24 protein-coding genes and 1 pseudogene are annotated in these 24306 nt (G+C 54.1%); 17 read left to right on the top strand and 8 right to left on the bottom strand.

Translation table 11 applies throughout. The features are described from left to right. The first annotated feature begins 34 nt into the window (after positions 1-34). Complete coding sequence (locus CSC3H3_RS10905) at positions 35-1954, top strand: PhoX family protein (RefSeq protein WP_101284828.1); 1920 nt, start codon at positions 35-37, stop codon at positions 1952-1954. A gap of 46 nt (positions 1955-2000) precedes the next feature. Here CSC3H3_RS10905 and CSC3H3_RS10900 read toward each other — a convergent pair whose 3' ends face one another. Next, a complete protein-coding gene (locus CSC3H3_RS10900) occupies positions 2001-2939 on the bottom strand; it encodes a 5'-nucleotidase (protein WP_101284827.1) in 939 nt (312 codons plus the stop codon). Positions 2940-3025: 86 nt separating this feature from the next. Continuing rightward, positions 3026-4234, bottom strand: coding sequence for a TIGR03862 family flavoprotein (locus CSC3H3_RS10895; RefSeq protein WP_101284826.1), 1209 nt, complete (start codon positions 4232-4234; stop codon positions 3026-3028). A 407-nt stretch (positions 4235-4641) separates the two neighbouring features. Here CSC3H3_RS10895 and CSC3H3_RS10890 point away from each other — a divergent pair, with 407 nt between their 5' ends. From CSC3H3_RS10890 to CSC3H3_RS10875, 4 genes and pseudogenes are all read left to right on the top strand, one after another. Next, on the top strand, positions 4642-5697 hold the full coding sequence (locus tag CSC3H3_RS10890; protein ID WP_101284825.1) for an ABC transporter substrate-binding protein: 1056 nt from the start codon (positions 4642-4644) through the stop codon (positions 5695-5697). Between the two features lie 36 nt (positions 5698-5733). Then, a pseudogene (locus CSC3H3_RS25155) lies at positions 5734-6198 on the top strand (ABC transporter ATP-binding protein); the annotation flags it as partial. A gap of 349 nt (positions 6199-6547) precedes the next feature. Beyond that, positions 6548-7351 carry an ABC transporter permease gene (locus CSC3H3_RS10880; protein WP_101270749.1) on the top strand — a complete coding sequence of 268 codons (804 nt, stop codon included), beginning with the start codon at positions 6548-6550 and terminating at the stop codon, positions 7349-7351. 130 nt (positions 7352-7481) lie between these two features. Further along, positions 7482-7937 carry a host attachment protein gene (locus CSC3H3_RS10875; protein WP_101270747.1) on the top strand — a complete coding sequence of 152 codons (456 nt, stop codon included), beginning with the start codon at positions 7482-7484 and terminating at the stop codon, positions 7935-7937. A gap of 44 nt (positions 7938-7981) precedes the next feature. Here CSC3H3_RS10875 and CSC3H3_RS10870 read toward each other — a convergent pair whose 3' ends face one another. The 5 genes from CSC3H3_RS10870 to pcaQ all read right to left on the bottom strand — a co-directional run bounded on the left by CSC3H3_RS10870 (position 7982) and on the right by pcaQ (position 13138). Continuing rightward, positions 7982-8932, bottom strand: coding sequence for a helix-turn-helix domain-containing protein (locus CSC3H3_RS10870; protein ID WP_101284824.1), 951 nt, complete (start codon positions 8930-8932; stop codon positions 7982-7984). A gap of 80 nt (positions 8933-9012) precedes the next feature. Then, complete coding sequence (locus CSC3H3_RS10865) at positions 9013-10404, bottom strand: TRAP transporter large permease (protein WP_101270744.1); 1392 nt, start codon at positions 10402-10404, stop codon at positions 9013-9015. Continuing rightward, positions 10397-10894, bottom strand: coding sequence for a TRAP transporter small permease (locus tag CSC3H3_RS10860; RefSeq protein WP_101284823.1), 498 nt, complete (start codon positions 10892-10894; stop codon positions 10397-10399). Before CSC3H3_RS10860 ends, CSC3H3_RS10865 begins: the two co-directional genes overlap by 8 nt. Before the next feature lie 71 nt (positions 10895-10965). After that, positions 10966-12003, bottom strand: a complete 1038-nt coding sequence (locus tag CSC3H3_RS10855) for a TRAP transporter substrate-binding protein (RefSeq protein ID WP_101284822.1) — start codon at positions 12001-12003, stop codon at positions 10966-10968. Positions 12004-12205: 202 nt separating this feature from the next. After that, entirely contained in the window at positions 12206-13138 is a 933-nt protein-coding gene (pcaQ, locus tag CSC3H3_RS10850; protein WP_101284821.1) for a pca operon transcription factor PcaQ, read from the bottom strand. Between the two features lie 128 nt (positions 13139-13266). Between pcaQ and pcaD the strand changes: the two genes are divergently transcribed. The 8 genes from pcaD (at position 13267) to CSC3H3_RS10810 (ending at position 20197) form a co-directional block, all read left to right on the top strand. Next, a complete protein-coding gene (pcaD, locus tag CSC3H3_RS10845; RefSeq protein WP_101284820.1) occupies positions 13267-14067 on the top strand; it encodes a 3-oxoadipate enol-lactonase in 801 nt (266 codons plus the stop codon). After that, positions 14060-14458, top strand: a complete 399-nt coding sequence (pcaC, locus tag CSC3H3_RS10840; protein WP_101270734.1) for a 4-carboxymuconolactone decarboxylase — start codon at positions 14060-14062, stop codon at positions 14456-14458. The genes pcaD and pcaC overlap by 8 nt, the downstream gene beginning before the upstream one ends. 5 nt (positions 14459-14463) lie before the next feature. After that, a complete protein-coding gene (pcaH, locus tag CSC3H3_RS10835) occupies positions 14464-15165 on the top strand; it encodes a protocatechuate 3,4-dioxygenase subunit beta (RefSeq protein WP_101284819.1) in 702 nt (233 codons plus the stop codon). Positions 15166-15168: 3 nt separating this feature from the next. Beyond that, positions 15169-15756, top strand: a complete 588-nt coding sequence (gene pcaG / locus CSC3H3_RS10830) for a protocatechuate 3,4-dioxygenase subunit alpha (protein ID WP_101284818.1) — start codon at positions 15169-15171, stop codon at positions 15754-15756. Positions 15757-15893: 137 nt separating this feature from the next. Next, positions 15894-16745 carry a CoA transferase subunit A gene (locus tag CSC3H3_RS10825; RefSeq protein WP_172963416.1) on the top strand — a complete coding sequence of 284 codons (852 nt, stop codon included), beginning with the start codon at positions 15894-15896 and terminating at the stop codon, positions 16743-16745. A gap of 2 nt (positions 16746-16747) precedes the next feature. Next, positions 16748-17518 carry a CoA-transferase subunit beta gene (locus tag CSC3H3_RS10820; RefSeq protein WP_101284817.1) on the top strand — a complete coding sequence of 257 codons (771 nt, stop codon included), beginning with the start codon at positions 16748-16750 and terminating at the stop codon, positions 17516-17518. A 3-nt stretch (positions 17519-17521) separates the two neighbouring features. Next, positions 17522-18727: a 3-oxoadipyl-CoA thiolase gene (gene pcaF, locus CSC3H3_RS10815; protein ID WP_101284816.1), complete on the top strand. Its 1206-nt coding sequence runs from the start codon at positions 17522-17524 to the stop codon at positions 18725-18727. A 129-nt stretch (positions 18728-18856) separates the two neighbouring features. Next, a complete protein-coding gene (locus CSC3H3_RS10810; protein WP_101284815.1) occupies positions 18857-20197 on the top strand; it encodes a 3-carboxy-cis,cis-muconate cycloisomerase in 1341 nt (446 codons plus the stop codon). Positions 20198-20306: 109 nt separating this feature from the next. On the opposite strand, the gene CSC3H3_RS10805 is transcribed toward CSC3H3_RS10810, so the two are convergent. After that, the gene (locus tag CSC3H3_RS10805; RefSeq protein WP_101270720.1) at positions 20307-21035 is read right to left on the bottom strand and encodes a TenA family protein; all 729 of its coding nucleotides are present in this window, start codon (positions 21033-21035) and stop codon (positions 20307-20309) included. Positions 21036-21230: 195 nt separating this feature from the next. Here CSC3H3_RS10805 and CSC3H3_RS10800 point away from each other — a divergent pair, with 195 nt between their 5' ends. From CSC3H3_RS10800 to CSC3H3_RS10785, 4 genes are all read left to right on the top strand, one after another. Then, positions 21231-21482, top strand: coding sequence for a YgaP family membrane protein (locus CSC3H3_RS10800; RefSeq protein WP_101270718.1), 252 nt, complete (start codon positions 21231-21233; stop codon positions 21480-21482). Further along, positions 21479-22384, top strand: a complete 906-nt coding sequence (locus CSC3H3_RS10795; protein ID WP_101270716.1) for an MBL fold metallo-hydrolase — start codon at positions 21479-21481, stop codon at positions 22382-22384. Before CSC3H3_RS10800 ends, CSC3H3_RS10795 begins: the two co-directional genes overlap by 4 nt. Positions 22385-22425: 41 nt before the next feature. Beyond that, positions 22426-22839 carry a protein tyrosine phosphatase family protein gene (locus CSC3H3_RS10790; protein WP_101270714.1) on the top strand — a complete coding sequence of 138 codons (414 nt, stop codon included), beginning with the start codon at positions 22426-22428 and terminating at the stop codon, positions 22837-22839. A 250-nt stretch (positions 22840-23089) separates the two neighbouring features. After that, entirely contained in the window at positions 23090-24196 is a 1107-nt protein-coding gene (locus tag CSC3H3_RS10785) for a peptidase C39 family protein (protein WP_101284814.1), read from the top strand. Positions 24197-24306: the final 110 nt, after the last annotated feature.

Raw genomic sequence — 24306 nt, 5'->3', positions numbered from 1 at the left:
GACATTTCAGTCTGTTATTCTAAGGATCAACGACATGACCAGCCCAACCGGCATTTCCCGCCGTTCGCTGCTTGGTATTCTTGCGGGCGCGCCCTTCCTTCCGTTGCTTGAAACTTCGGCCCTGTCCATTCTGGGCAGCTCCCCGGCCTTTGCCGCAACGGCGAAAAACCGTGTCAAATCGATCGAATTTGTTGGCATGGCTGCGCCGATGACCGATGCCGAACGGGCAACCACCACGGTCAAGTCCGGCCTTGTTGCGACGTATGAAAATGGCGCGACGCAGGCTTTCAAACTGGGTTACAAGCCGCTTTTCATCACCGGTGATGAAGTTTCGGACGGCAAGGGTGGCAAGGTTGTTGCCGGTGGATACCGCGATATCAACAACAACCCGATCATTGATGAATCCTCGCCCGACAAACGCCAGTTCTTTTCCGATTGCCCCGATGGCTACAGCCTGATCAAAGTTGATGGCGCCAAGGTTCCGGGTGTGAAGGGCAACACGGTTTTCGCCGTGGTTCAGTTTGAATATACCTCGCGTGCGTTTGATGGCACCGACATGTATGGCAAACTGCCGTCCCCGATTGCCGTTCTGACCTTTGATCAGGACCCGAAAAGCGGCGAACTCAGCCTGGTTCAGTATCATCCGGTTGATACCAGCGCCGTTCATGGCCTCTGGATTACCTGTGCAGCCAGCCTGTCGCCCTGGAACACGCACCTGTCATCCGAAGAATACGAACCCGATGCCACCAAGGCTGCATCGTCCGAAGAATTCCAGACCTACAGCAAAAGCCTGTATGGCGACCCGAAAAAAGCCAACCCCTATCATTACGGCCACATGCCCGAAGTGATCGTGAATGCGGATGGCACCGGCGAAATCAAAAAACATTTCTGCCTTGGCCGTATTTCGCATGAACTCGTTCAGGTCATGCCGGACCAGCGCACCACCCTGATGGGTGACGATGCCACCAATGGCGGCCTGTTCATGTTTATCGCCGATAAACCGGCTGATCTGTCATCGGGCAAGCTTTATGTTGCCAAGGTCATGCAGCGCGAAGGCGTTGACCTTGATAAGGGCGGTTCGTTCGACCTGAAATGGGTCCTTCTGGGCCATGCCACCAGCGACGAAATCAAGGCACTGGCCGATAAACTGACCGCTGCCGACATCATCGATGTCGCTCACGAAGACCCGAAGGATGACAGCTTTACCTCCATCCAGTTCAGCGGCAAACAGCAGTGGGTTCGCGTTAAGCCAGGCATGGAAAAGGCAGCAGCCTATCTTGAAACGCACCGTTATGCGCCGCTGGTTGGCGGCACACTTGCCTTCACCAAAATGGAAGGCACCACGGTCAATGCCAAGGACAAGATCGGTTATTCCGCCATGTCCTATATCTATAAATCCATGAGCGACGGCAAAAACCCGATCAAGGTTGACCAGATCAAAGCCGGTGCCGTTTACGCATGGCCGATGACCGGCGGCCAGACCGATACCGAAGGCAATGCCATCGACAGCGAATGGGTTCCTGTCACCATGGCGGCTGTGCCCGAACTGGTTGGCCGTGACCTTGATACACCCGATGCCATCGGCAACACCGCCGATATCGACCGCATCGCCAACCCGGATAACATCAAGTTCTCCGAAAAAATGCGCACCCTGTTTGTGGGTGAAGACAGCGGCAACCACGTCAATAACTTCCTGTGGGCCTATAACGTCGATACCAAAAAGCTGGATCGCATCCTTTCCTGCCCGGCCGGTGCCGAATCAACCGGCTTGCATGCTGTCGATGACATGAACGGCTTCGCCTATATCATGAGCAACTTCCAGCATCCGGGCGACTGGGAAAAAGGCCTGCACGACAAGGTCAAAGCCGACCTTGAACCGCTGATCAACGAAAACTACCGCGACCGCTTTGCCGGTGGTGTGGGTTACATCCACGGGATTCCAGTGGAAGGCTAAATTTCTATCCTACACTCTTTGTAGCCTGCGGGGTTCAACCCGCAGGCTATTTTGTATCAACTTTATTAGCGATCCCGAATGGGATGTGAACAGAAGGTAGTGTTGATGACGGCTTCTCCAGGTGTGTTCTTTGGTCATCGAAGAATATGTGAGGCTTCAATATGTTCAATACGTTAGATTTTTCAATTCCGCCCATGAAGAACGCTTCGTTTACGTCAATTCCCCAAGTTCTCATTGTGTTGATGACGCGTTTGTGTGAAGGCGCATTTCGGGCTGTTACTATTGATATTTTTAAAACTGATTTATACAAAGGGTCTTTTGTAAGGTGGTCCATTTCAATTTTTTGAATTTGCGATATCCTATCTAGAAATTTTTTTAAAGGGCCCGGGTTGTGGGGGATGTTCGCCTTTTCCGATTCATGAGTGTGGAAAGCTTGGATTTTTCCTGAGGTCTTATATATGGTTTCAGCTTCGTCATCAGCCAAAACGCCGTCGAAGTCGAATGCAATCCTTAGTTCATGATCATTGATGTCATCAGTGAAGTTTCCTGACAGAATTAGTCCAGCTGGATATCCTGCATTGACTGCTTGTGTTACGTCTTGTGAATTTGCAGAGAGAAAAAGCTCAATGTCGAATGCCGGGATATAAACGTAAGGCGGTTTCCCTTGGAGGAACATCGCTCTAGTAATGTTAAGTTTATAATGTTCGATTGAGTTCATTACTCGCAATCCAGTGTCAGGATCATTGCGGGATAACAAGATTACTTCTACTAATGGTTCTGATTTTTGTAATTGGTTTAATGTCAAAATTCGCCGGATAAACGAGAAGGCAACACCTTTTTTTAGAGGGTTTTCTTGATGTTGTCTTTGGTATTCTCGATAAACTTTTTCGCCGTGTTCACGAAAAATTTTATCTGAATCTTTGAGGTCAAATAGGGCGCTCGACGAAAGTCCGATGACAAGTTTGTTTTTGAGGTCGTATGACAAGGATTTTCACTTTTCTGATAAATACAAAGTAATTATATATATTTATCAGATGGAAATTCAAAATAAATTTAATTATGACTCTATGTTTAAAATGTTATTGTTAAGCACCCACTCAACAAATATCCCCCTGTCGGCGCTTCCCAATCTACCATTTCGCCAAGGCAATAGGTGCCGGGGCGTTTGATAAGCTGGAAATTGTCGTCCAGTTCTTCCCACGCGACACCGCCTGCTGTGCTGATGGCTTCGTCAAGCGGGCGGGGGCGGGCGATGGGAAGGGGTAGGGCCTTGATGGTCCGGGCCAGTTTGGCGGGGTCATTCAGGGTTTCGCGCGGGGTGACTTCAAACAGCAATGCCGTTTTGGTGGCATCAAGCCCCAGAGACTTGCGCAAATGATTGCCCAGTGAATTTTTGCCACGCGGTTTTGCCAGACGGGCGGTGACATCGGCCAGGTCGCGGTCCGGTGCCAGGTCCAGGGTCAGAATGGCGCTTCCGGTTTGCAGCCATTGATCACGCAGCGTTGCGGAAATGGCATAAACGGCACTGCCTTCGATCCCGGATTTGGAAATGACAAACTCCCCGCGAATGGTTTGGCTGCCCGCAGAAAGTGTAACAGCCTTGACCGGTTGTCCTGCGCATTTATCAATCAGATGCTGTGTCCAGCGAATGTCAAAGCCGCAATTGGCTGGTTTGAACGGGTTGCATTTAATACCGGCAGCCTGAAGGATTTGCATCCATTTGCCATCCGACCCCAGGCGTTTCCAGCTTCCGCCGCCAAGGGCGAGAACGGTGATATCGGCCTTGGCCTGAACAGTGCCGGTTGGTGTTTTAAAAATGGCATTGCCGGTTTCGTCCCACCCTGTCCAGTAATGGCGGTAATGAATGGTGCAACCAAGGCCATCGAGCCGCCTCAGCCAGGCACGCAAAAGCGGGCTTGCCTTCATCGCGGTGGGGAAAACCCGGCCTGACGAGCCGATAAAGGTTTCAACCCCCAACCCCGCGCACCATTGGCGAATTTCGCTGGGTCCGAAAGCACGCAGATGCGGTTCCAGCCTTTCGCGTGATGCGCCATAGCGTGACAGGAACGTTTCCAGATCCTCGCTATGGGTGATGTTCAATCCCGATTTCCCCGCCATCAAAAACTTGCGCCCGGCACTGGGCATGCCTTCGTAAATCGTAACGGCATGGCCTGCTTGCGCCAGCCGTTCCGCCGCCATCAGGCCCGCCGGGCCAGCACCAATAACCATGGCGGTGCCAGCAGCTTGTGCCGTTTGATCGGGGGATATGGGGCGGGGCATGGTTATTGCCTTTGGCAGTGGGCGGAAAATGATCAGTATATATAATGTTCTTGTGGCCCGGTTATGCCGTTTTGTGGCCGGTTTGGCAATCTGCCCTGATGAATGAAATTGGCCGGGGTGCCATCCTGCCCACCACATCACACATAAGCCCGATTGCGCGACATGATTTAACGTTTTACCACTATAAGGGCGTGCAGGATTGCCCCTTGATCGCGTGTTGGTGGGTGGAAAGCATTAAATTTGCGCGATACGACGCCAAACATTGGCATTTCATCGTTAATTCGTATAACAAAATTCCAGTGCCATTTCGGCAAATCCTATTGGCTTCTATCTGGCCCGGGCTGTTCCGGCGGGGACTGGCGGCAACAGCGGGCAATTAATCAAAAAACGTTATGTGGAGGAAAAAGATGTTCTCATCGCAGATCCGGCGTGTTGCCCGTGGGGCCATGGCGATTGCAACCGTTGCAACCCTTTCAACAGCCATTGCAGGCGTTGCCAGCGCCGCTGAAAAAATCAACATCGCCACCCTGGCGTTTGTTTCCAGCGCGCCGCTGTTTATTGCCAAGGAAAAGGGCTATTTCGCCGATGAAGGCCTGGATGCAGAACTGACCTTTTTCCGGGCGGCACAGCCGGTATCGGTTGCCATCGCATCGGGCGATGCCGATTTTGGTGTGACGGCTTTTACCGGTGGCTTCTTTAATCTGGCGGCCAAAGGCGCGCTTAAGGTTATTGGTGCGCAGCTTCATGAAGACCCGGCCTATGATGGATCGGCCATTCTGGTTTCCAACCAGGCCTATGATGCCGGTTTGACCAAGGTTGAACAGTTGGGTGGGCACAGCTTTGCCCTAAGCCAGGTGGGTTCAAGCTTCCATTACATGATTGGCAATGTCGCCGAAAAGGCCGGTATTGACCTTTCGACCATGGAACTGAAGCCGCTTCAGGCTGTGCCGAACATGATTGGCGCGCTGAAAACCGGGCAGGTCGACAGCATGATCATTGTGCCGCATATCGCAAAGCCGCTGGCAAATGCCGGTGCCGCGCATATCATTGGCTGGGTAAAGGATTATGATCCCTATCAGGTTGGCGGTCTGTTTACATCGACACGCAATGTTGAAGAACGCCGTGATGTCGTCAAACATTTCGTCAAAGCCTATCAGAAAGGCGTTGCCGATTACCGCGCAGCCCTGCTGGCAACCGATGCCGATGGCAAACTGGTGAAATCCGATACGACGGACGAAATCCTCAAGATCGTTCACAAATATGTCTATGCCGAAGAACCGGAAGAAAAAGCATTTCCGAAACTGCGCAATGGCGCGATGTTCATCACCGAAGATGCCAAGCTGGATGTGGCCGATGTGAAAAAACAGGTCAAATGGTATCAGGACCGTGGTTATGTCGCCGCGGATGCCGATCCGGACAAGTTCATCGATACCAGCTTCATCCCGGCACTTGATCCGAAATAACACCCAAATAACCCGCTTTGGAACCGGCCTGTGCATATGGGCCGGTTCGTTTGTTTTTTCATTTTCATCAAATTGACAAGAGGGCCGGTTATGCGGCTGGAAATTTCCGGGGTCAGCCATCGTTATGATCAGATGGTGGCCCTGCGTGATATCGACCTGACCATCGAACCGGGCGAAATTGTTGCCCTGATCGGGCCGTCAGGCTGTGGCAAGTCAACGCTGCTCAGCATTATTGGGGGCATGTTGCAACCCAGCGAAGGGCAGGTAAGTGCCAGTGGCAGCGTGCCTGACGGGTGCCTTAACCCGCTGACCTATGTGTTCCAGGATTTTGCCCTGCTGCCCTGGCGAACCGTTGCGGGCAATGTCAGCCTGGTTCTGGAAGATCACAAGCTTTCACGCACCGAACGCGAGGCCCGTATCAGCGAAGTGCTGGAACAAACCGGCCTGTCGGATTTTCGCAATGCCTATCCCAAACAACTTTCGGGCGGCATGAAACAGCGTGTTGGCATTGCCCGTGCGCTCGCGGTGCGCCCGGCTGTTTTGCTGATGGATGAACCGCTTTCGGCCCTGGATGCCCAAACACGTATTTTGCTGCTGGATGAATTTTCGGCCCTGTTTGCCCGCACCGGTATGACGGCTGTTTACGTAACCCATAATTTGAACGAGGCCGTGCGCCTTGCCCATCGTGTGGTCGCCCTGCGCCGTCGCCCCGGCACGATCAAGGAAATCCATACCATCGATGTGCCGATTGACCAGCGCCGCGAAGGCGACCCGGAAATTACCGCCCACGAAGCAGCCCTGTGGGAGCTGATCCGCGATGAAGCCATTGCTGCAGACAAGGAACTCGAAAATGTCGGATGATCGCGCAGCTGCAAAAAATCCGGTTCGTTTGCGGGCCATCGGTTTTAATCCGCGGGCCAATCCCTATGCCGCGTGGGGCAGTTTCGCAGCCCTGATCATTTTGTGGCAAATCGGGTCTTCCACCGGTTTCATCAGCGAACTTGCCATGCCAAGCCCGGTTGCCGTGGGCAAGGCGCTGTGGCAATTGATTGTGTCGGGCGAATTGTGGGTACATCTGGGGGCATCGGCACAGCGTTTGGCCGTTGGCTGGGTGTTAGGTACGGTTGCGGGCCTTGTTGTTGGCTTTTTGATCGGCATGTTTTCCTGGGCGCGTTCGCCCGGTGTTGCGCTGGTATCGGCCCTTTTCCCCATTCCGAAAATCGCGCTTTTGCCGCTTTTCATCATCTGGTTTGGTATTGGCGAACCGTCAAAATTTGCCACCATCGGTTTTGGTGTGTTTTTCCCCACGGTTATCAATACCTTCAGCGGCGTTGATAATGTGGCGCGTAACCTTATCCGCATGGGCCAAAGCTTTGATATGTCGACCTGGTCGATTGTGCGCAAAATCATTCTGCCCGGTGCGTTGCCAACCATCCTTTCGGGGTTCCGCATTTCATCCTCCATCGCGATTATTTTGCTGGTGGCGGCCGAAATGATTGGTGCGCAATACGGTATTGGTGCCCTGATCCTCTCAGCCGGTAGCCTGTATCAGACGGACCAGTTGATCGCCGGTGTGGTTGTGCTGTCACTTCTGGGGCTGTCGGTTTCGTGGCTTTTGGGGCGGCTGGATAAATGGCTGCTTTCCTGGCGCTGATTGCCCGATAATTTGAAAATCGTACGAAAAAAGGGGCAAATGTGCCTCTTTTTTTGTAGGTAAAAAATGGAACATTACCCGTTTAGGGGGCGTTGCCGACCCGTTAGCAATAACAAAAAGGCAGATTATCATGCACAATAATCAATGGATCCTTGTTGCCGATGGCGGGCAGGCAAATGTTCTTGCCGTTACAAAGGATGCCGAAGGCAGCCATCTTGAAATTGTCCATGAAATGTCGGCGGACAATCGCCCCAGTCACGAAATCGCCAGTGACAAACCGGGGCGAGGATTTGCCAATCCTGGTGGAAATCAGCAACGCCACGCCATGCCACCATCAACCGATCCACACCGTCATGCCCAGGATGAGTTTGTGGCCGATGTGGTGAACTGGCTGACAGATAAACGCAATCATAACCGTTTTGAAAATCTGGTGGTTATTGCACCACCCCGCATCATGGGCGAAATGCGCAACAAAATGCCCAAGCCTCTGGCCGAAACGGTTGAGGGTGAAATAACCAAGGATCTGACCAATATACCTGTTCACGAATTGCCCCGGCATTTAAGTGGAACTGCCGGATGGTTGTGACTGGTATGGTCTTACATGATCAGGAAACAGAAAGTTCAAATTTTCTAACGGTATAAGGCACGATAACGGGCGGGGGACATCCCCGCCTTTTTAGCAAAAAAGCGTGAAAAATACCCGGCATCCTGATAGCCCAGTTCATCGGCAATCTGCTGGATGTGGGTGTCGGTATAAATCAGGATGCGCTTTGCTTCCAGCAGCAGGCGATTATGTAAAACCTCGATCGCGGTTTGTTCGACAATGTCCTTGCAAATGCGGTTAAGCTGCGTTGTCGTAACGCCAATTTCGCGGGCATACCAGGCCAGGGCAATATGCTGGCGATAGCTGGTTTCAATCAGGTTTTGAAACTTGCGGAATTTCGCGTTTTTCTGTTCCTGGCGGCTAAGTCTGCCATCGCGGTGTAATTCACCGTGGCGACCGGCTTCAAGCAACAGCAAACCAATAATATTGCGCAGCGCAAATAACCGCCCAATCGAATGGCCGTGATACTCAGCCACAAGCTGGCGGATCAGAAAATCGGTTGTAGTCGTCGTTGGGGATTGGGATTGGTCTGGCGACGGGGTAGGGGAAGGCGCGTTTTGCCGGGCGATGTGGTTTTGAACCGGCACGCATAATGGCGTATCAAGGCAACTGTTTAACCGTGGCACCAGTGCCAGTATTTCGCGCACATGATCATCGGTCAGGGAAATGACCCAGCCATCAATATCATCGCTAAACTTGAAACCATGCACCGTGCCGGGTGGCACGGTTAACAGGGTTTGTGGGCCGATGGTGAACTGGCGGTCGTCAAATTCGATATGGGCCTGGCCCTGGGTGATAAACAGCAATTGAAACAGGTTGGCATGGCGGTGGGGCTGGATATGCATGCCATGCAAACGTGATCGTGACGGAATGGATTCCAGATGAAAAAATTCCGGCTCCTGCACGGCATTGCCATGCATAGCGATGTTTTCGCCATAAAGCCGATAAACCGGAATGGTTTCACGCGTTGCAATCATGGGCCTGTCTGCTGTGTTGCTGCCTTTGCAATATGGGGCATGGCCGGTGATGTTTTACCGGCCATGCCCTGATTTTTGGGTTATCCGCCCAGAAGGGTTGGCACCAGCAACGTAATGGCCGGGACAAACACGATCAGGGTGATACGGATAATTTCGGCGGCAAAAAACGGCATCACACCACGGAATGTCTGGCTCATGGGGACGCCATCGGCAAGCGCATTAATGATAAACACATTCAGCCCGACGGGTGGTGTAATCAGCCCCAGTTCCACAACAATCAGCGACAGGATACCAAACCAGATTTTAAGGTCTTCGGCCCCCATGCCATAAGCAGCAGTCGCCGCAGTGGCAAAGTCACCGCCATTGATGTCGACCAGTGCGGGCCAGAAAAACGGGATCACCACCACAATCATGGAAAGGCTTTCCATGAAACAGCCCAGCACAACCAGGGCAAGCAGCATCAGGATCATGACCAGCCAGGGGTCAAGGCCGCTATTGGCGGCGGCATCGGCCATAAAGGCAGGCAGGCCCGCCCGGCTGAAAAATCCCTTAAGAACTTCGGCACCCAGCAGGATGAAAAAGATCATCGAACTGGTTACCGATGTATCGCGCAGTGCCTGTTTCAGGCCCGAAAAGCTAAGCCCGCCTTTACCCCGCCAATGCATAACCAGCCCATAGGCCAGAATGGCAAATACGCCCACACCGGCTGCCGGGGTTGGTGTAAACAGGCCAGCCCCCAGGCCAAGAATGATGGCACCGAAAATGACCATCACCGGGATCAGGCGCAACAGGGCCTGTTTGCGTTCATGCGGGGCCATGGGTTCGGGGATCGGGGCCAGTTCGGGTTTCAGGCGCACCTGGATGGCAATAACCAGCATGAAAAAGGCAACCGCGATCAGGCCGGGAATAATCGCTGCCTGAAACATCTGAATGATCGATGCTTCGACCGTGACCGCATAAATTACCAGTGCGACCGATGGCGGAATAAGAATGCCAAGTGTGCCGCCCGCTGCCAGCGTGCCGGTGGCAAGGCGCGGTGCATAATTAAGGCGGCGCAATTCGGGCAGGGCAACACGCCCCATGGTCGATGCGGTCGCCAGGGACGATCCACAAACCGCACCAAACCCGGCACATGCGCCAATGGCGGCCATGGCAACGCCGCCGCGAAAACGGCCCAGAATGGCGTTTACACCCTGAAACAGATCGCGTGACAGGTTCGCCTGGCTGGCAAGATACCCCATCAGCACAAAAAGCGGCACGACCGAGAGTTCGTAATTGGAAACGATACCCCACAGCAGCGATTTGAACTGCTGCAAATAGGGTTCAAACCGCAGAAACGGGAAAAAGATGCTAAGTACAAAGTTGCCGCCAATCCCGACGCCAACCATTGCCAGACCAACCGGAATACGCAGGGCCAGCAGGAAAAACAGCACACCCAGCCCGCCAATGCCAATAAGTTCGCGTTCAGACATGGGCGTTTCTTTCAAAAATCTGGGTCATGCAAACAAGTGCCCACAGGAACATCGAAATGATACCCGGCACATAAAACGGCCAGAGCTGCCAGCCCAGAATGGCCGACATGGCATTGTCGCCCTGAACTTCCAGCAAGCCACGGATCATCATATATCCCAGGAACAGGGCAAGGGCGGTCATCAGCGTTGAGGACACAACATCAACAACCCGGCCAAACCAGTCGGGAAACAGGTTCATGAACACATCAACCGCGACATGGCCATAACGTGTCTGGCAATAGGGAAACATCATCAGCGCTGCCGAGCTGACAACAAGGCTGACGAAATCTTCATATCCGAGAATGGCGGGAAAATTGCCACCGAACAGGCGGGCGATTTTGTCGATGGCAAAACCACCGACATTGACGATGGTTACAACTGCAATAAGCAGGGCCAGTACACCCCCAAGTACGGCCAGGCCCGATGCAGCTTGAAAAAGCAGGCGTTTCATATGGCTGGTCAATCTTGCTGAAAGTAAAACGGGACCATTCAATATTTGCCTGAATGGTCCCTTTTGTCTTTTTATTCTTCGGTGTGTTTTTTAACGGCAGCCTTGGCTTCTTCCACCAGGGCGGCGGCATTGTCGATGCCCGCGGCATTTGCTTCGGAAATCCAGCGGTCCACAACACCGGCGGATGCATCATCGAAGGTTTTTTTCTGTTCGGGTGTCAGTTCAATGATCTGGCCCTTGCCATCGCGGATCAGCTTTTTGCCAGCTTCCTCCACATTGTTCCAGACCTCACCGGCATGGGCGTAAAAATCGCGGCCGGTATTGTCGTCAAGGATCTTTTTCAGATCATCAGGCAGGCTTTCATAACGGTCCTTGTTCATCGCCAGCAGGAAAACGCTGGTCCCGAACCGGGAATTGCTGCCTTCACCTTCAACGGAATAGGAAACAAGTTCGTTCAGTTTAAGCGGGCCGACAACCTCGAACGGTACCAGGCCGCCATCCACCACGCCCAGCGACATGGCCTGGGTCAGGGCCGGGACGGGCATGCCAACGGGTTCCGCCCCCCAGCTTTCAATCACCCAGCTACCGGTACGGGTGGGTGTCCGCAGTTTCAGGCCCTTCACATCGGCAACGGTGTGAATTTCCTTTTGCGTGGTATGAATGGCCTGACCGGCATGGACATGCACCAGCAGCGGGTGAATATCCTTAAGGTCGGGTGCCAGTTCATCCATCATGTCATAAATGGCAAGGTTGGTTGCCTTGGCATCACCCAGATGCACGCCGGGCAACTCGAACACTTCGGTATGCGGGAAAACGCCCGGCGTATAACCCGGCAGCGTCCAGACAATATCGGCAACGCCGTCACGCACCTGGCGATAAAGCTCCGGCGGGTTGCCACCCATCGACATGGACGGGAAAATTTCAAATTTGATGCGCCCACCAGATTCCTTTTCAATTTTCTGGGTCCAGGGTTCCAGCAGATCCTTCTGGATCGGTGCCTTCGGCCCCAGAAAATGATGAATGGTAAGCGTAACTTCCTGCGCCTGCGCCCCAAACGAGACCAGGGTCGCCATTGCCGCCCCCGCAAGCAATTTCGTGATGTTTTTCATGTTTCCTCCTTACGTCTCCGCAAAGCCTGTGAAGGCCGGTTCCGCTGACAAGTCCAGTTTTTTAGGGATTTTATGGAACGTTTTTATTGTTGAACGCAGCAAAACGGCCTGCTGCCCCCTAGGATTGGATTAACTCTAATATCATCTGAACGGTTATGTATAATGATATTGAAGCTATTATTCATAACCAAATGATTATGAATCACGTGGCATGCGCATTGTGATGGCGGGTTGCTTCCTCGCTGATAACATTGATCAGCATTTCCACCGGCGGCGAGGATGGCGCATCAATACGTGTTGTCAGGCCAACCGGGCCGAATGTATCGCTGGTATCAACGGGCAGTTCCACCAGCACACCATCGGCCAGGTCGGTTGCAATTACCCCGTTCGAGATGATCCATACCGCATCGCTTTCGCGGGTAAAGGCGCGGCCAAACGTGGTCGATACCGTTTCAATCCGGTCGGGCAGGGCGCCAATACCATGGGCAATCAACAGGCGGTCAACAGCAGTGCGGATAATGGCGTTGGGCGTTGGGATCAGCACGGTGTAATCGCGAATGCGCGTCAGATCGGGGTTGTCATCCTCCAGCAGCTGGTGCCCCGGTCGAACAACCAGTGAAATCTGTTCGGAATATAAATGGATGAAAGACAGGCCCGACATCTGGTCAGGCTCTGCCAGGCGGCCAATCACCAGATCAAGCTCGCCCACGCGCAATTGCCCCAGCAAAACCGTGTTGGGCCCGGTAATGACGCGAATAGTGGTATTGGTGCCCAGCGATTTAAACCGTTTAAGGGCCGCGGGCACAATGGTGGCGGCAACCGTTGGCAAAACACCAACCGTAATGGTCAGCCCGCCCTGGGCACGAACCTGGCTTATGCTGTCCACCCCCTGGCGCAGCGCGGTCACACTGGCCCCGGCATAGCGTAAAAAGACCTTGCCATAATCGGTCAGGGCGACCCCGCGTTTTGACCTGTCAAACAGGCGGGCATCAAGGTGTTCTTCGAGTTCACGCAGGGTTTTGGAAACGGCAGGCTGGGTAATGGCCAATGTATCGGCAGCTTTGACCACGCTTCGCTGGCGCGCAACTTCCAGAAAACAGGTTAAGTGGCGAAATTTAATGCGTTGATCAAGCATAAGGCGCCTCGTTTTTCGCGGTTTTGACCACAATTATAATTAAATAGTTATGCAAAAAGCGCAAATGCTCATTTTACATAACCAAAACTCCCTGCCAATGTGGTGCCATCAAATCAGGGTGGAAACACATGACAATAAAAGTTGCCGACCTGAACGGAACGCACCTGCATTATGCTGACCGGGGCAGGCAGGACGGGCCGGTTCTGGTTTTTTCAAACTCGCTGGGGACGGATCATCGCATCTGGGATGATGTGGTGGCGTCTTTGTCGGGCGATTACCGCCTGATCACCTATGACAAGCGCGGGCATGGTTTATCTGGTGTTGGGGATCAACCCTACAGCATCGACCTTCATGCGCGCGACCTTCTGGCATTGCTTGATCATTTGCAAATCGACCAGGTGGTGATCTGCGGCCTTTCGGTTGGCGGCTTGATTGCGCAGCATATTGCGGCAATCGCGCCGGGCCGGGTTCGCGGGCTGATTTTATGTGACACAGCACCAAAAATTGGCGACACCGCTGGCTGGAACGCCCGTATTGATGCCATCGAAAAAGGCGGTATGGCCGCGATTGGCGATGCGGTGATCGCGCGCTGGTTATCCGATGATTATCGCCAGACCAAAATCGCGATGACAGCCCTTTATCATACCATGCTGGTGCGGTGCCCGGTTGCGGGATATGGCGGCACCTGTGGCGCCATTCGCGATGCGGACTTAACGGCGACCACCGCCAAACTTGATATGCCGGTATTGTGCGTGGCGGGTTCGGTTGATTTGTCCACACCGCCTGATCTGGTGCGCAAAATGGCGGAAATCATTCCCAATGCCGGCTTTGCCCTGATTACGGGTGTGGGCCATCTGCCACCGGTCGAAGCCCCCGATCAGCTTTCCCGGTTAATAGACAGTTTTATCAGGGAGAACGGCCTTGACTGAAAACCGGTTTGAACAGGGTATGAAAACCCGCCGTTCGGTTCTGGGTGACCCGCATGTGGATCGTGCATCTGCCAGCGTGACCGAATTTGACGATTTTTTTCAGCGTTACATCACCGAAAATGTCTGGGGTACGGTCTGGACCAACCCGGCATTATCGCGCCGGGAACGATCCATCATCACCATTTCGCTGATGGCGGCCCTGGGCCATGAAGAAGAACTGGCCATGCATTTGCGGGCAACCGTCAATACGGGTGCCAGCCGGGATGACATTCGCGAAGCCCTGATGCATGTTGCCATATATGCCGGTATCCCGGCGGGAAATACCGCCTTTCGCATTGCCAAACAGGTCTTTGCGGAACTTGATCATAAAAAGCCGGATCAGGGAGAATAACAACCATGAACGGGTTTAAACCACGTGACTGGAACAGCCACGCCCCCTATATCGCGCCGGGCTATAAATCGACCATCCTGCGTGGACCAACCAAGCCGTTAATTGCCCTTTCCGGCGGCATATCCGAGGCCAGCGGCCCCGTTTTTGCCCGTGCCGCCATTCGTGACCTGGACTGGGATTTAACCCGCAATGGCCGGGTAAATGGCGAACCGCTGGGGGAACGCATTGTTGTGCATGGCCGCGTGCTCGATGGCGATGGTCGGCCGGTGCCCCATACCCTGATCGAGGTGTGGCAGGCGAATGCAGCGGGGCGTTATGTCCATAAGGTGGACCAGCACGATGCGCCACTGGACCCGAACTTTCGGGGTTCCGGCCGCTGCATGAGCGATGAAAACGGCAATTATGTTTTCTACACCATCAAACCCGGTGCCTATCCCTGGGGGAACCATTTTAACGCCTGGCGGCCCAACCATATTCACCTGTCCCTGTTCGGGCCGGGTTTTGCCACCCGTCTGGTTACGCAAATGTACTTTCCTGGTGATCCTTTGCTGGCCCTGGATCCGATTTTTCTGGGCACACCAGACGAAGCCGCGCGTAATCGGCTGATCGCCAAATTCTCGATCGAGAAAACCGAGGAAGGCTTTGCCCTTGGCTACCAGTTTGACATTGTCCTGCGCGGACGCCTTGCCACCCCGATGGAGGATTAACCCATGACATATGGAGAAACCCCGTCACAAACCGTGGGGCCCTATTTCGCCTATGGCTTGACGCCGGTGCAGTATGGCTATGATTTTACCGATATCGCCAACCATGTTGTCGCCGGGCGCGATGCCAAAGGCGAACATATCCGCATTACCGGGCAGGTGTTGGATGGCAAGGGTGAACCGGTATCCGATGCCATGATTGAAATCTGGCAGGCAGACCATGAAGGTGCCTATAGCACGGAACCGGTTAGCATCAAGGATACAGGGTTTCGTGGCTTTGGCCGTTGCGGCACGGGAACGGATGGTCAAAACCTGTTCATGTTTGAAACCGTAAAGCCGGGATGTGTGGCTGATGCCAGCGCGCCTTTCATCAATGTGACGGTGTTTATGCGCGGTATGCTGACCCATGCCTTCACCCGCCTTTATTTTGATGATGTGCCTGCAACAAATGCCAATTGCCCCGTTTTGCAATCCGTCCCGGCGGATCGGCGCGATACGTTAATTGCCAAACGCACCGATACCCCAACGGGGCCGGAATACCGGTTTGATATTCACATGCAGGGCGACACTGAAACCGTGTTTTTTGACGTCTAAGTCCCCTGTTTTCGCACCTTGCCTTGCCGAATTTCTGATTTGTCGTGGTTTTGGGATGAAATCTTGCCCGCAGCAAATGCGGTGATCCATTTCATGCCCCTTGAACCCGGGAGAATTTTTCTGTGGTTGCACAATTCATGTCTTTGAAAGACGCCATCGCCACCTGTGTCCAGAATGGGGACACGATTGCGATGGAAGGTTTCACCCATTTGATCCCGCATGCTGCCGGGCATGAAATTATTCGCCAGCAAAAGCGGGATCTGACATTGATCCGCATGACGCCGGATATGATTTATGACCAGTTGATTGGGGCGGGCTGTGCGCGCAAGCTGGTCTTTTCATGGGGGGGCAACCCCGGTGTTGGTTCCCTGCACCGGTTGCGCGATGCAATTGAAAATGGCTGGCCCTGTGCCCTGGAAATTGAAGAACACAGCCATGCAGCCATGGCAAATGCCTATGACGCCGGGGCGGCGGGCCTGCCTTGCGCGGTGTTCAAGGGCTATCGCGGGGCGGAACTGCCGCGCGTGAACCCCAATATCAAATTCATCGAATGCCCTTTCACCGGCGAACGCCTTGCCGCTGTTCCCGCCATTCGCCCCGATGTGGCGGTGGTGCATGCGCAAAAGGCAAACCGGAAGGGCGATATCCTGTTTGAAGGCATCGTGGGCGTGCAAAAAGAAGCCGTCCTGGCTGCACGCAAGTCGATCATCACGGTCGAGGAAATTGTCGATGATTTTACCGACATTCCGTTTAATGCCGTGATGCTGCCAAACTGGGCGGTAACCGCTGTTGTCCATGTACCCGGTGGGGCGCATCCATCCTATGCGCAGGGTTATTACAAACGCGACAATGCCTTTTACAAGGCATGGGACACGATCGCCAATGACCGGGAACGTTTCCGCGACTGGATTGAACAGCATGTCATGCAGGGTGGACCACAAGATTTTGAAACCCGCCTGAAGGCGCAACAGACCAAGGCGGAGGCATAATCATGACAGACTACAATTCGACAGAGATGATGACGGTCACCGCCGCACGCGCTCTTAAAAACGAGGATGTCTGCTTTGTCGGCATCGGCATGCCATCTGCTGCGTGCAATCTGGCACGCCTGACCCACGCACCAGACATCACCCTGATTTATGAAAGCGGTACGATTGGCACAAAGCCCGATGTTCTGCCGCTATCAATTGGCGATGGCGAGCTTTGCGAAACCGCCGTAAACACCGTGCCGGTAACGGAAATGTTCCGCTACTGGTTGCAGGGCGGGAAAATCTCGGTGGGGTTTCTGGGCGCGGCCCAGCTTGATAAATTTGGCAATATCAACACCACCGTCATTGGTGATTACGATAACCCCAAAGTACGCCTGCCAGGCGGCGGTGGTGCACCTGAAATCGCAACAAGCTGCGGCGAGATTTTTCTGGTCATGAAACAAAGCAAACGTGGCTTTGTTGAAAAAATCGATTTCGTAACCTCGCTTGGCTATGGCAAGGGCGGCGATGATCGTGCAAGTTATGGTGTAACAACCAAGGGGCCATCGCGCCTGATAACCGATTTGTGCATCATGGAGCCGCATCCCACCGACAAGCATTTCATTGTGACATCCATCCATCCCGGTGTCAGCCGCGACGATATTATCGCCGCGACCGGATGGCAGGTTGAATTTGCCGAAGAAGTTGCCGAAACCCCGGTGCCGTCGGCCCATGAATTGCAGGTTCTGCGCGAATTGCATGCACGCACCAACGCCGCACATGAGGGCCAGTAAAGAATGACCGACGCCTATATCTGCGATTATATCCGCACCCCGATTGGCCGTTTTGGCGGCGCACTTTCTTCTATTCGTGCCGATGACCTTGCGGCCATTCCGTTACGCGCGCTGCTGGGGCGCAACCCGAATGTTGATTTTGCCGCGATTGATGATGTGATCATGGGCTGCGCCAACCAGGCTGGCGAAGATAACCGTAACGTTGCGCGCATGGCGGTGCTGCTGGCAGGTATGCCCGAAAATGTTACCGGAACAACGGTGAACCGCCTGTGCGGGTCGGGGATGGATGCGGTGATCATGGCGGTGCGCGCGATCAAGGCTGGCGAAGCTGACCTTATGATTGCCGGGGGCGTTGAAAGCATGTCGCGTGCACCCTTTGTCATGCCCAAGGCCAGTTCTGCCTTTTCACGCAATGCCGAAATTTACGATACGACCATTGGCTGGCGGTTTGTAAACCCGGTAATGAAAAAACAGTACGGTATCGATTCCATGCCGGAAACCGGCGAAAACGTTGCCGAGGATTTCAATATTTCCCGCGCCGATCAGGATGCCTTTGCCGTGCGGTCGCAGGACAAGGCCGTTGCCGCGCAGGAAAATGGCAATCTGGCCGAAGAAATTGTGCCGGTGACCATTCCCCAGCGTAAAGGCGACGATATTGTTGTGACGCAGGATGAACATCCGCGCCCCGGCACCACAGTTGAAAAACTTGGCAAACTGCCAACCCCGTTTCGCGATGGCGGGTCGGTGACAGCGGGCAATGCATCAGGTGTAAATGACGGGGCAGCAGCCCTTATTGTTGCATCCGAAGCCGCGGTTAAAAAATATGGCTTAACCCCGATTGCCCGTATTGTTGGCGGTGCAACGGCAGGTGTGGCACCGCGTATTATGGGCTTTGGCCCGGCACCGGCAACACGTAATCTGATGGCGCGGTTTAACCTGTCGCTTGACCAGTTTGACGTCATCGAACTGAACGAGGCATTTGCATCCCAGGGGCTGGCGACTTTGCGTGACCTTGGCATTGCCGATGATGATGCCCGCGTAAACCCCAATGGTGGGGCAATTGCACTGGGGCATCCGTTGGGAATGTCAGGTGCGCGCATTACCGGCACTGCGGCCCGCCAGTTAAACCGGGTTGGCGGCAAATATGCGCTGGCTACCATGTGCATCGGCGTCGGGCAGGGCATTGCCATCGCTCTTGAGGCGGTATAACGGCGTTTCTGGCCGTGGTTTGGCAGCCTAAATGGTCTAAATGCCTTTAGGTCACGGCTTACAAAGCCTGAATGTTATTGATGGTGGCGACACCTGTTTGATCGCCACCCTTTCTGAACGGGGATAAGCATGAGCCTGTCGCCCTTTGATTCCGCCCTGTATGGTTCGCTTTTTGCGGACGGGGAAATCGCGGCATATTTTAGCGACGATGCCGTTATCGCATCGATGGTGCTGTTTGAAACGGCGCTGGCATCGGCACAGGCGCGGGTCGGGCTTATTCCGTTGGCGGCCGCCGATAAAATTTCGGAACGCTGCCGGGACTTTGCGCCAGACCCTGCATCGTTGGCGGTGTCCTGTGCAAATACGGGTGTTCCGGTTCCGGGTTTGGTCAAGGCGATCAAGGCGCATGTGGGCGGCGATGCCGCGCGTTATGTGCATTTTGGTGCCACCAGCCAGGATGTGGTCGATACCGCACTGGTGCTGCGTATGCGCGATGTCATCGCCACCTTGCGGCTGCGGATGCGCAAAATCATCAAATCGCTCATCGCGCTTTGCCAGGATCACCGGGCAACGGTCATGGCCGGGCGCACACGCAGCCAGCAGGCCGTACCAACAACCTTTGGCCTCAAGGTCGCAGGATGGTTGATGCCGCTGGTGCGGCTGGATCAGCAACTGGCAATCAGCGCGCAGCAATTTTTGCGCCTGTCATTTGGTGGGGCGGCAGGCACACTGGCATCATTGGGGCAGGCAGGCGGTAAGGTTGAAGAAGCCCTGGCCGATGAACTGGGCCTTACGGTTGCGGAAATGCCCTGGCACAGCCAGCGTGATATTATCGTTGATCTGGCCTCAAAATTAACGTCGTTAACTTGTGCCTTTGGTAAAGTCGGGCAGGACCTGGTGTTGTTGGCGCAATCCGAAATTGCAGAGGTTACATTGGCCAATGGCGGTGGGTCTTCCACCATGCCGCATAAGGCCAACCCGATTGCTGCTGAAATGCTGGTGACGCTGGCACGGTTTGGCGCAACCCAAATGTCGCATTTGCATCATGCCCAAATTCATGAACATGAACGCAGTGGCACGGCCTGGCTGCAGGAATGGCTGTCTTTCCCGGAAATTGTCATGGCCTGCGGCAAGGCAACTTCATTGATGCTGTCGCTGCTGGGGAATTTGCAGGTCAATTCTGGCAAAATGCGCGAAAATATTGATATTTCGCGCGGCGCCATGCTGGCGGAAGCCGCAACCTTCGCCCTTAGCAACCATATGGACCGTGATGGGGCCGACGCACTGGTTAAAAAGGCCATCGCCCAGTCCCAAGCCAATGGCTCCAGCATGTTTGATGAATTGCCAAAGCTGACAGATGCCGGTGTGAACTGGGATCAGGTCCGCGACCCGGCCAATTATATTGGTATGAACGACACCTATATTGACCGCGTCCTAGGTGCCGCCCAACGGGCATTGGCCGAGGGTTAAAGGGAATTAGGTGCCTGCGCATCAACTCATTGCCAGATGGTCGCTAAGAAAATGGGGCGATGCCAAGATGCCGGCATCGCCCCTTTAATATTCAAGGGTTGCTCAGGCCTTATTCGCCATTTTGCGCCGTATTGAAAAAGTCGATTTCAAGCTGCGTTGCCTGTGCAAAATAGCGCTGGCATTCCGCGCGGGCTGCGTCATCAAGTGTTGGTCCGACTTCGTCAAGCTGCGCATTTAAATAGGCAACCACGCTGGCGAAATAATCGCCGGTATGAAGGTCGATCCATTCGGAAAACCAGAAATCCAGTGGCGGGTTTGTCGGTGCCGTTTTGGCAACCCGGTCCGCCCAGCCAAGATAGGTGCCTTCTGCCACGGCAAGGACGGCCACCATATTGGCATACACACTGCTTTGCAGGGCGTCCGCCATCAGGTTTTTAAACCCTTTGGTCGCATCCCAGTCCGGGGTGCCGAAACGCTGGTTATTGCGCACGCCAAGGGCGGTAAAGCAGCGTTCAAAATAGGTGTTTTCCTTACCGGTAATCAGCGCCAGAAACTGGCAGCCGGGAATACGGTCGGCAAGGGTCGGGGCATGGGCAACCGCGCCCGCCAGAAGCGATACAAACCGGTCTAAAAACCGGTGATCCTGTACCAGGTAGCGGCGCAGATTTTCAGTCGGAACTTCGCCCTTGCCCCATGCATCGGTAAAGGGGTGATGGGTAACGGCCTGCCAGTTATCGCCAACAGTTGAAACCAGCCATTTCGAAAACCCCTGGTCGGGGTTGTCCTGTTGCCATTCCGGCCAGTCTTTTGCCGCACCAATAGTCGTAGAACCAGACATAAACCAATCTCCAGATTCAAGGTCACGACAGGGCTAGCACGGGGTCCCCGATCCTGCAACAAACTTGCAATATTTGACCGGGCAACAGGGCCGGGTTTGGAAGATTTCTATTCAACACAAAAATGTGAGCAAATTACATTTGTAAATCATAATTTAATGATATAAATTTCGGGAAATTGTTCATTGGAGGTCAAAATGTCAAACCTTGGTCGTCTGGACCGTGCGGCGCGGTTTATCGCCGGGATTGTGTTACTGGCTTTGCCGTTCCTGCTGGCGGGCGAGGGCGGTGTTATGGCCGCGATGGGTGGTTTTGCCTGGCTGTCTTTTGTCGTTGGGGCCGTCATGCTGATCACGGCAATTTTCCGGTTTTGCCCGGCTTACTGGCTGTTTGGCATTCGGACTTGCCAAATTGGCACTGGTGCCGGGTCTGGCAGTTCCCCGAAATGACATCGCTTCCGGATCACGCATCCTTTGCCAAATCCGGCACCATCCCGGTGGTAAAGGCGTTTTTTGACGCGGCCACATTCACGGTAAGCTATGTGGTGCGTGATCCGTCATCATCGGCCTGCGCAATCATTGATAGCGTGCTGGATTATGACCCGGCGGCAGGGCGCATCAATTATGCATCGGCCGATGCCATCATTTCCTATATCCAGGCTGAGGGTTTGGATGTTGCCTGGGTTTTGGAAACCCATGTTCATGCCGATCATTTGTCCGCGGCCCCCTACCTTCGGGAAAAACTGGGTGGGGCCATGGCGATTGGCGCGGAAATTACGGTGGTGCAGGAACATTTCGGTAAGGTGTTTAATGCCGGGACGGCATTTTCGCGCACGGGTGCGCAATTTGACCATCTGTTTGCCGATGGCGATTGCTTTGAAATCGGCAATTTGCATGCCGTTGCCCTGCACACACCAGGGCATACACCGGCCTGCATGTCCTATTTGATTGGCGACGCCGTGTTTGTCGGCGATACGCTTTTCATGCCCGATTACGGATCGGCGCGCTGTGATTTCCCCGGTGGCGATGCCGGTCGGCTTTATCAATCCGTGCGGCGGTTATTGTCGCTGCCCGATGAAACCCGCATGTTCCTGTGCCACGATTACAAGGCACCAGGGCGCGATGATTATTGCTGGGAAACCACAATTGGCGAGGAACGCCAGCATAATATTCACCTGAAAGACGGCATCAGCGAGGGCGAATTTGTCGCCATGCGCCATGAACGCGATGCAAAACTGGGTATGCCCCGCCTGATTTTGCCATCGGTGCAGGTAAATATGCGCGGTGGGGAGTTGCCACCAGCCGAAGATAATGGCATCCGTTATCTTAAGGTGCCTTTGAACATGTTTTAAACATGCGACGGGCGAAGACTTAACAAAACGGAAGTCCGATTATGAAACGTCTTAGCGATGAATTGACTGTATCGCCCCAGGTCCCGCTGGAGGCCATTCCTGCCATTGCAGATGCCGGTTTCAAAACCATCATGTGCAACCGCCCCGATCAGGAAGACCCCGGTCAGCCATCCTTTGACGAAATTCGCGCCAAGGCCGAAGAATGCGGCCTTGAAACCGTATTTTTGCCCGTCGTAAGCGGCAATGTGCAGGAAGCTGACGCCGATGCCTTTGGCGATGTCCTGGCAAAGGCGACCAAGCCGGTTTTTGCCTATTGCCGGACAGGCACGCGCTGCACCATTTTGTGGTCGCTTGCCAGTGCCAACAGCCTGACCACATCGGAAATCGTCAGTGCCGCGGCAAAGGCCGGTTACGACATGGCACCGCTGGTCCCACGGATTGATGCACGCCGTTAATTAACCGTGCCCATGATAAAAGCGGCTGGTTGACCGGTTTTATTGACCGGTCCCAGCCGCTTTTTTTATGTGCGTTGGGGTGCCTTTGGGGTTCTGACAAGGCTTTGGCGTCGATCAAATAATGCTGTGCGGTATTGCGTAAATAGCATTGGGCAACCATCCTGTTTTAGGGAAAATGCGTTTCTTTCATTACAGGTGCGGCCAATGTCCCTGCTGTGATGATGCCCCTGATCTGGGTGGATATGAATATATGTCTGATGCCGTAATACGCCGGGCGACCGAGGGCGACATTGCCCGTCTTGTGCAGATCGAAAACCTTTGTTTCACACAGGATCGGATGTCCCGCCGGACCATTCGCCATTTTATTGCCAGCAGCACCGCAACCTTTTGGGTGGCAATGCGTGGCGATGCCGTTGTTGGTTATGCCCTGGTGATTTTTCGCCGTAATACGGCCCTGGCACGCCTTTACAGCATGGCGGTGGACCCCACCTGCCAGGGGCAGGGTATTGGGCAGCAATTGCTGGCCTGCGCGCAGGAAGGCACCCTGGATTTTGGTGCGCCGATGCTGCGCCTTGAAGTCCACCCGGATAATGCTGCCGCGATCAGCCTGTATCGCAAAAATGGCTATCAGGAATTTGCCCTGTATCCTGATTATTATCCCGATCACAGCCCAGCCCTGCGGATGGAAAAGGTTTTGGTGCCGCAATCCATGCGCCGGCCATCGCCACTGCATTTTTATCATCAGACATTGCCATTCACCTGTGGTCCGGCATCCCTGATGATGGCGATGAACGCCCTGAACCCCGCCATTGAAATGGACCGCAGCAGCGAAATTGCCCTGTGGCGCGAGGCCACCACCATTTTCATGACATCGGGGCATGGCGGCTGCGGGCCGCTGGGCCTGGCGCTGGCAGCGCACCGGCGCGGTTTTTCAGCCGGGGTTCTGGTATCGCGCGAGGGGCCGTTGTTTGTCGATACCGTGCGTAAGGATGAAAACCGCAAGGTTGTTGAACTTGTCCATTACGATTTTGCCGCGCAGGCCGCCAAAGCAGGCATAACCGTTCAATCAGGTGCTTTTGGCATTGATGACATCGAACGCCATACCCGTGATGGGCAAATGGCATTGGTCCTGATCAGCCAGTATCGCATTTATGGCGATAAAATACCGCATTGGGTGGTTGTATCGGGTTTTGATGACCGGTTTGTCTATGTCACGGACCCCGATATTGGCGAAGATGACGAACCCTATAATGGCAGCGATTGCGTATCTGTCCCCATCCTGCGTCACGAATTTGATTTGATGGCGCGTTATGGGCGGTCAAAATTGCAGGCGGCGGTTTTTATCAACCGTGCCTGATAAAATCAAAAAGCCGGTCGACCATTGCTGGTGACCGGCTTTCCTTTTTTGTGTTCGGCGCATGAGCCTTAGTTGGGCGCGATCAAATCGCACAGGTTTTGTTTGTGTAC

Source organism: Thalassospira marina, assembly GCF_002844375.1.
Classification (GTDB): Bacteria; Pseudomonadota; Alphaproteobacteria; order Rhodospirillales; family Thalassospiraceae; genus Thalassospira; species Thalassospira marina.
This window is presented reverse-complemented; position numbering and strand designations above follow the sequence as displayed.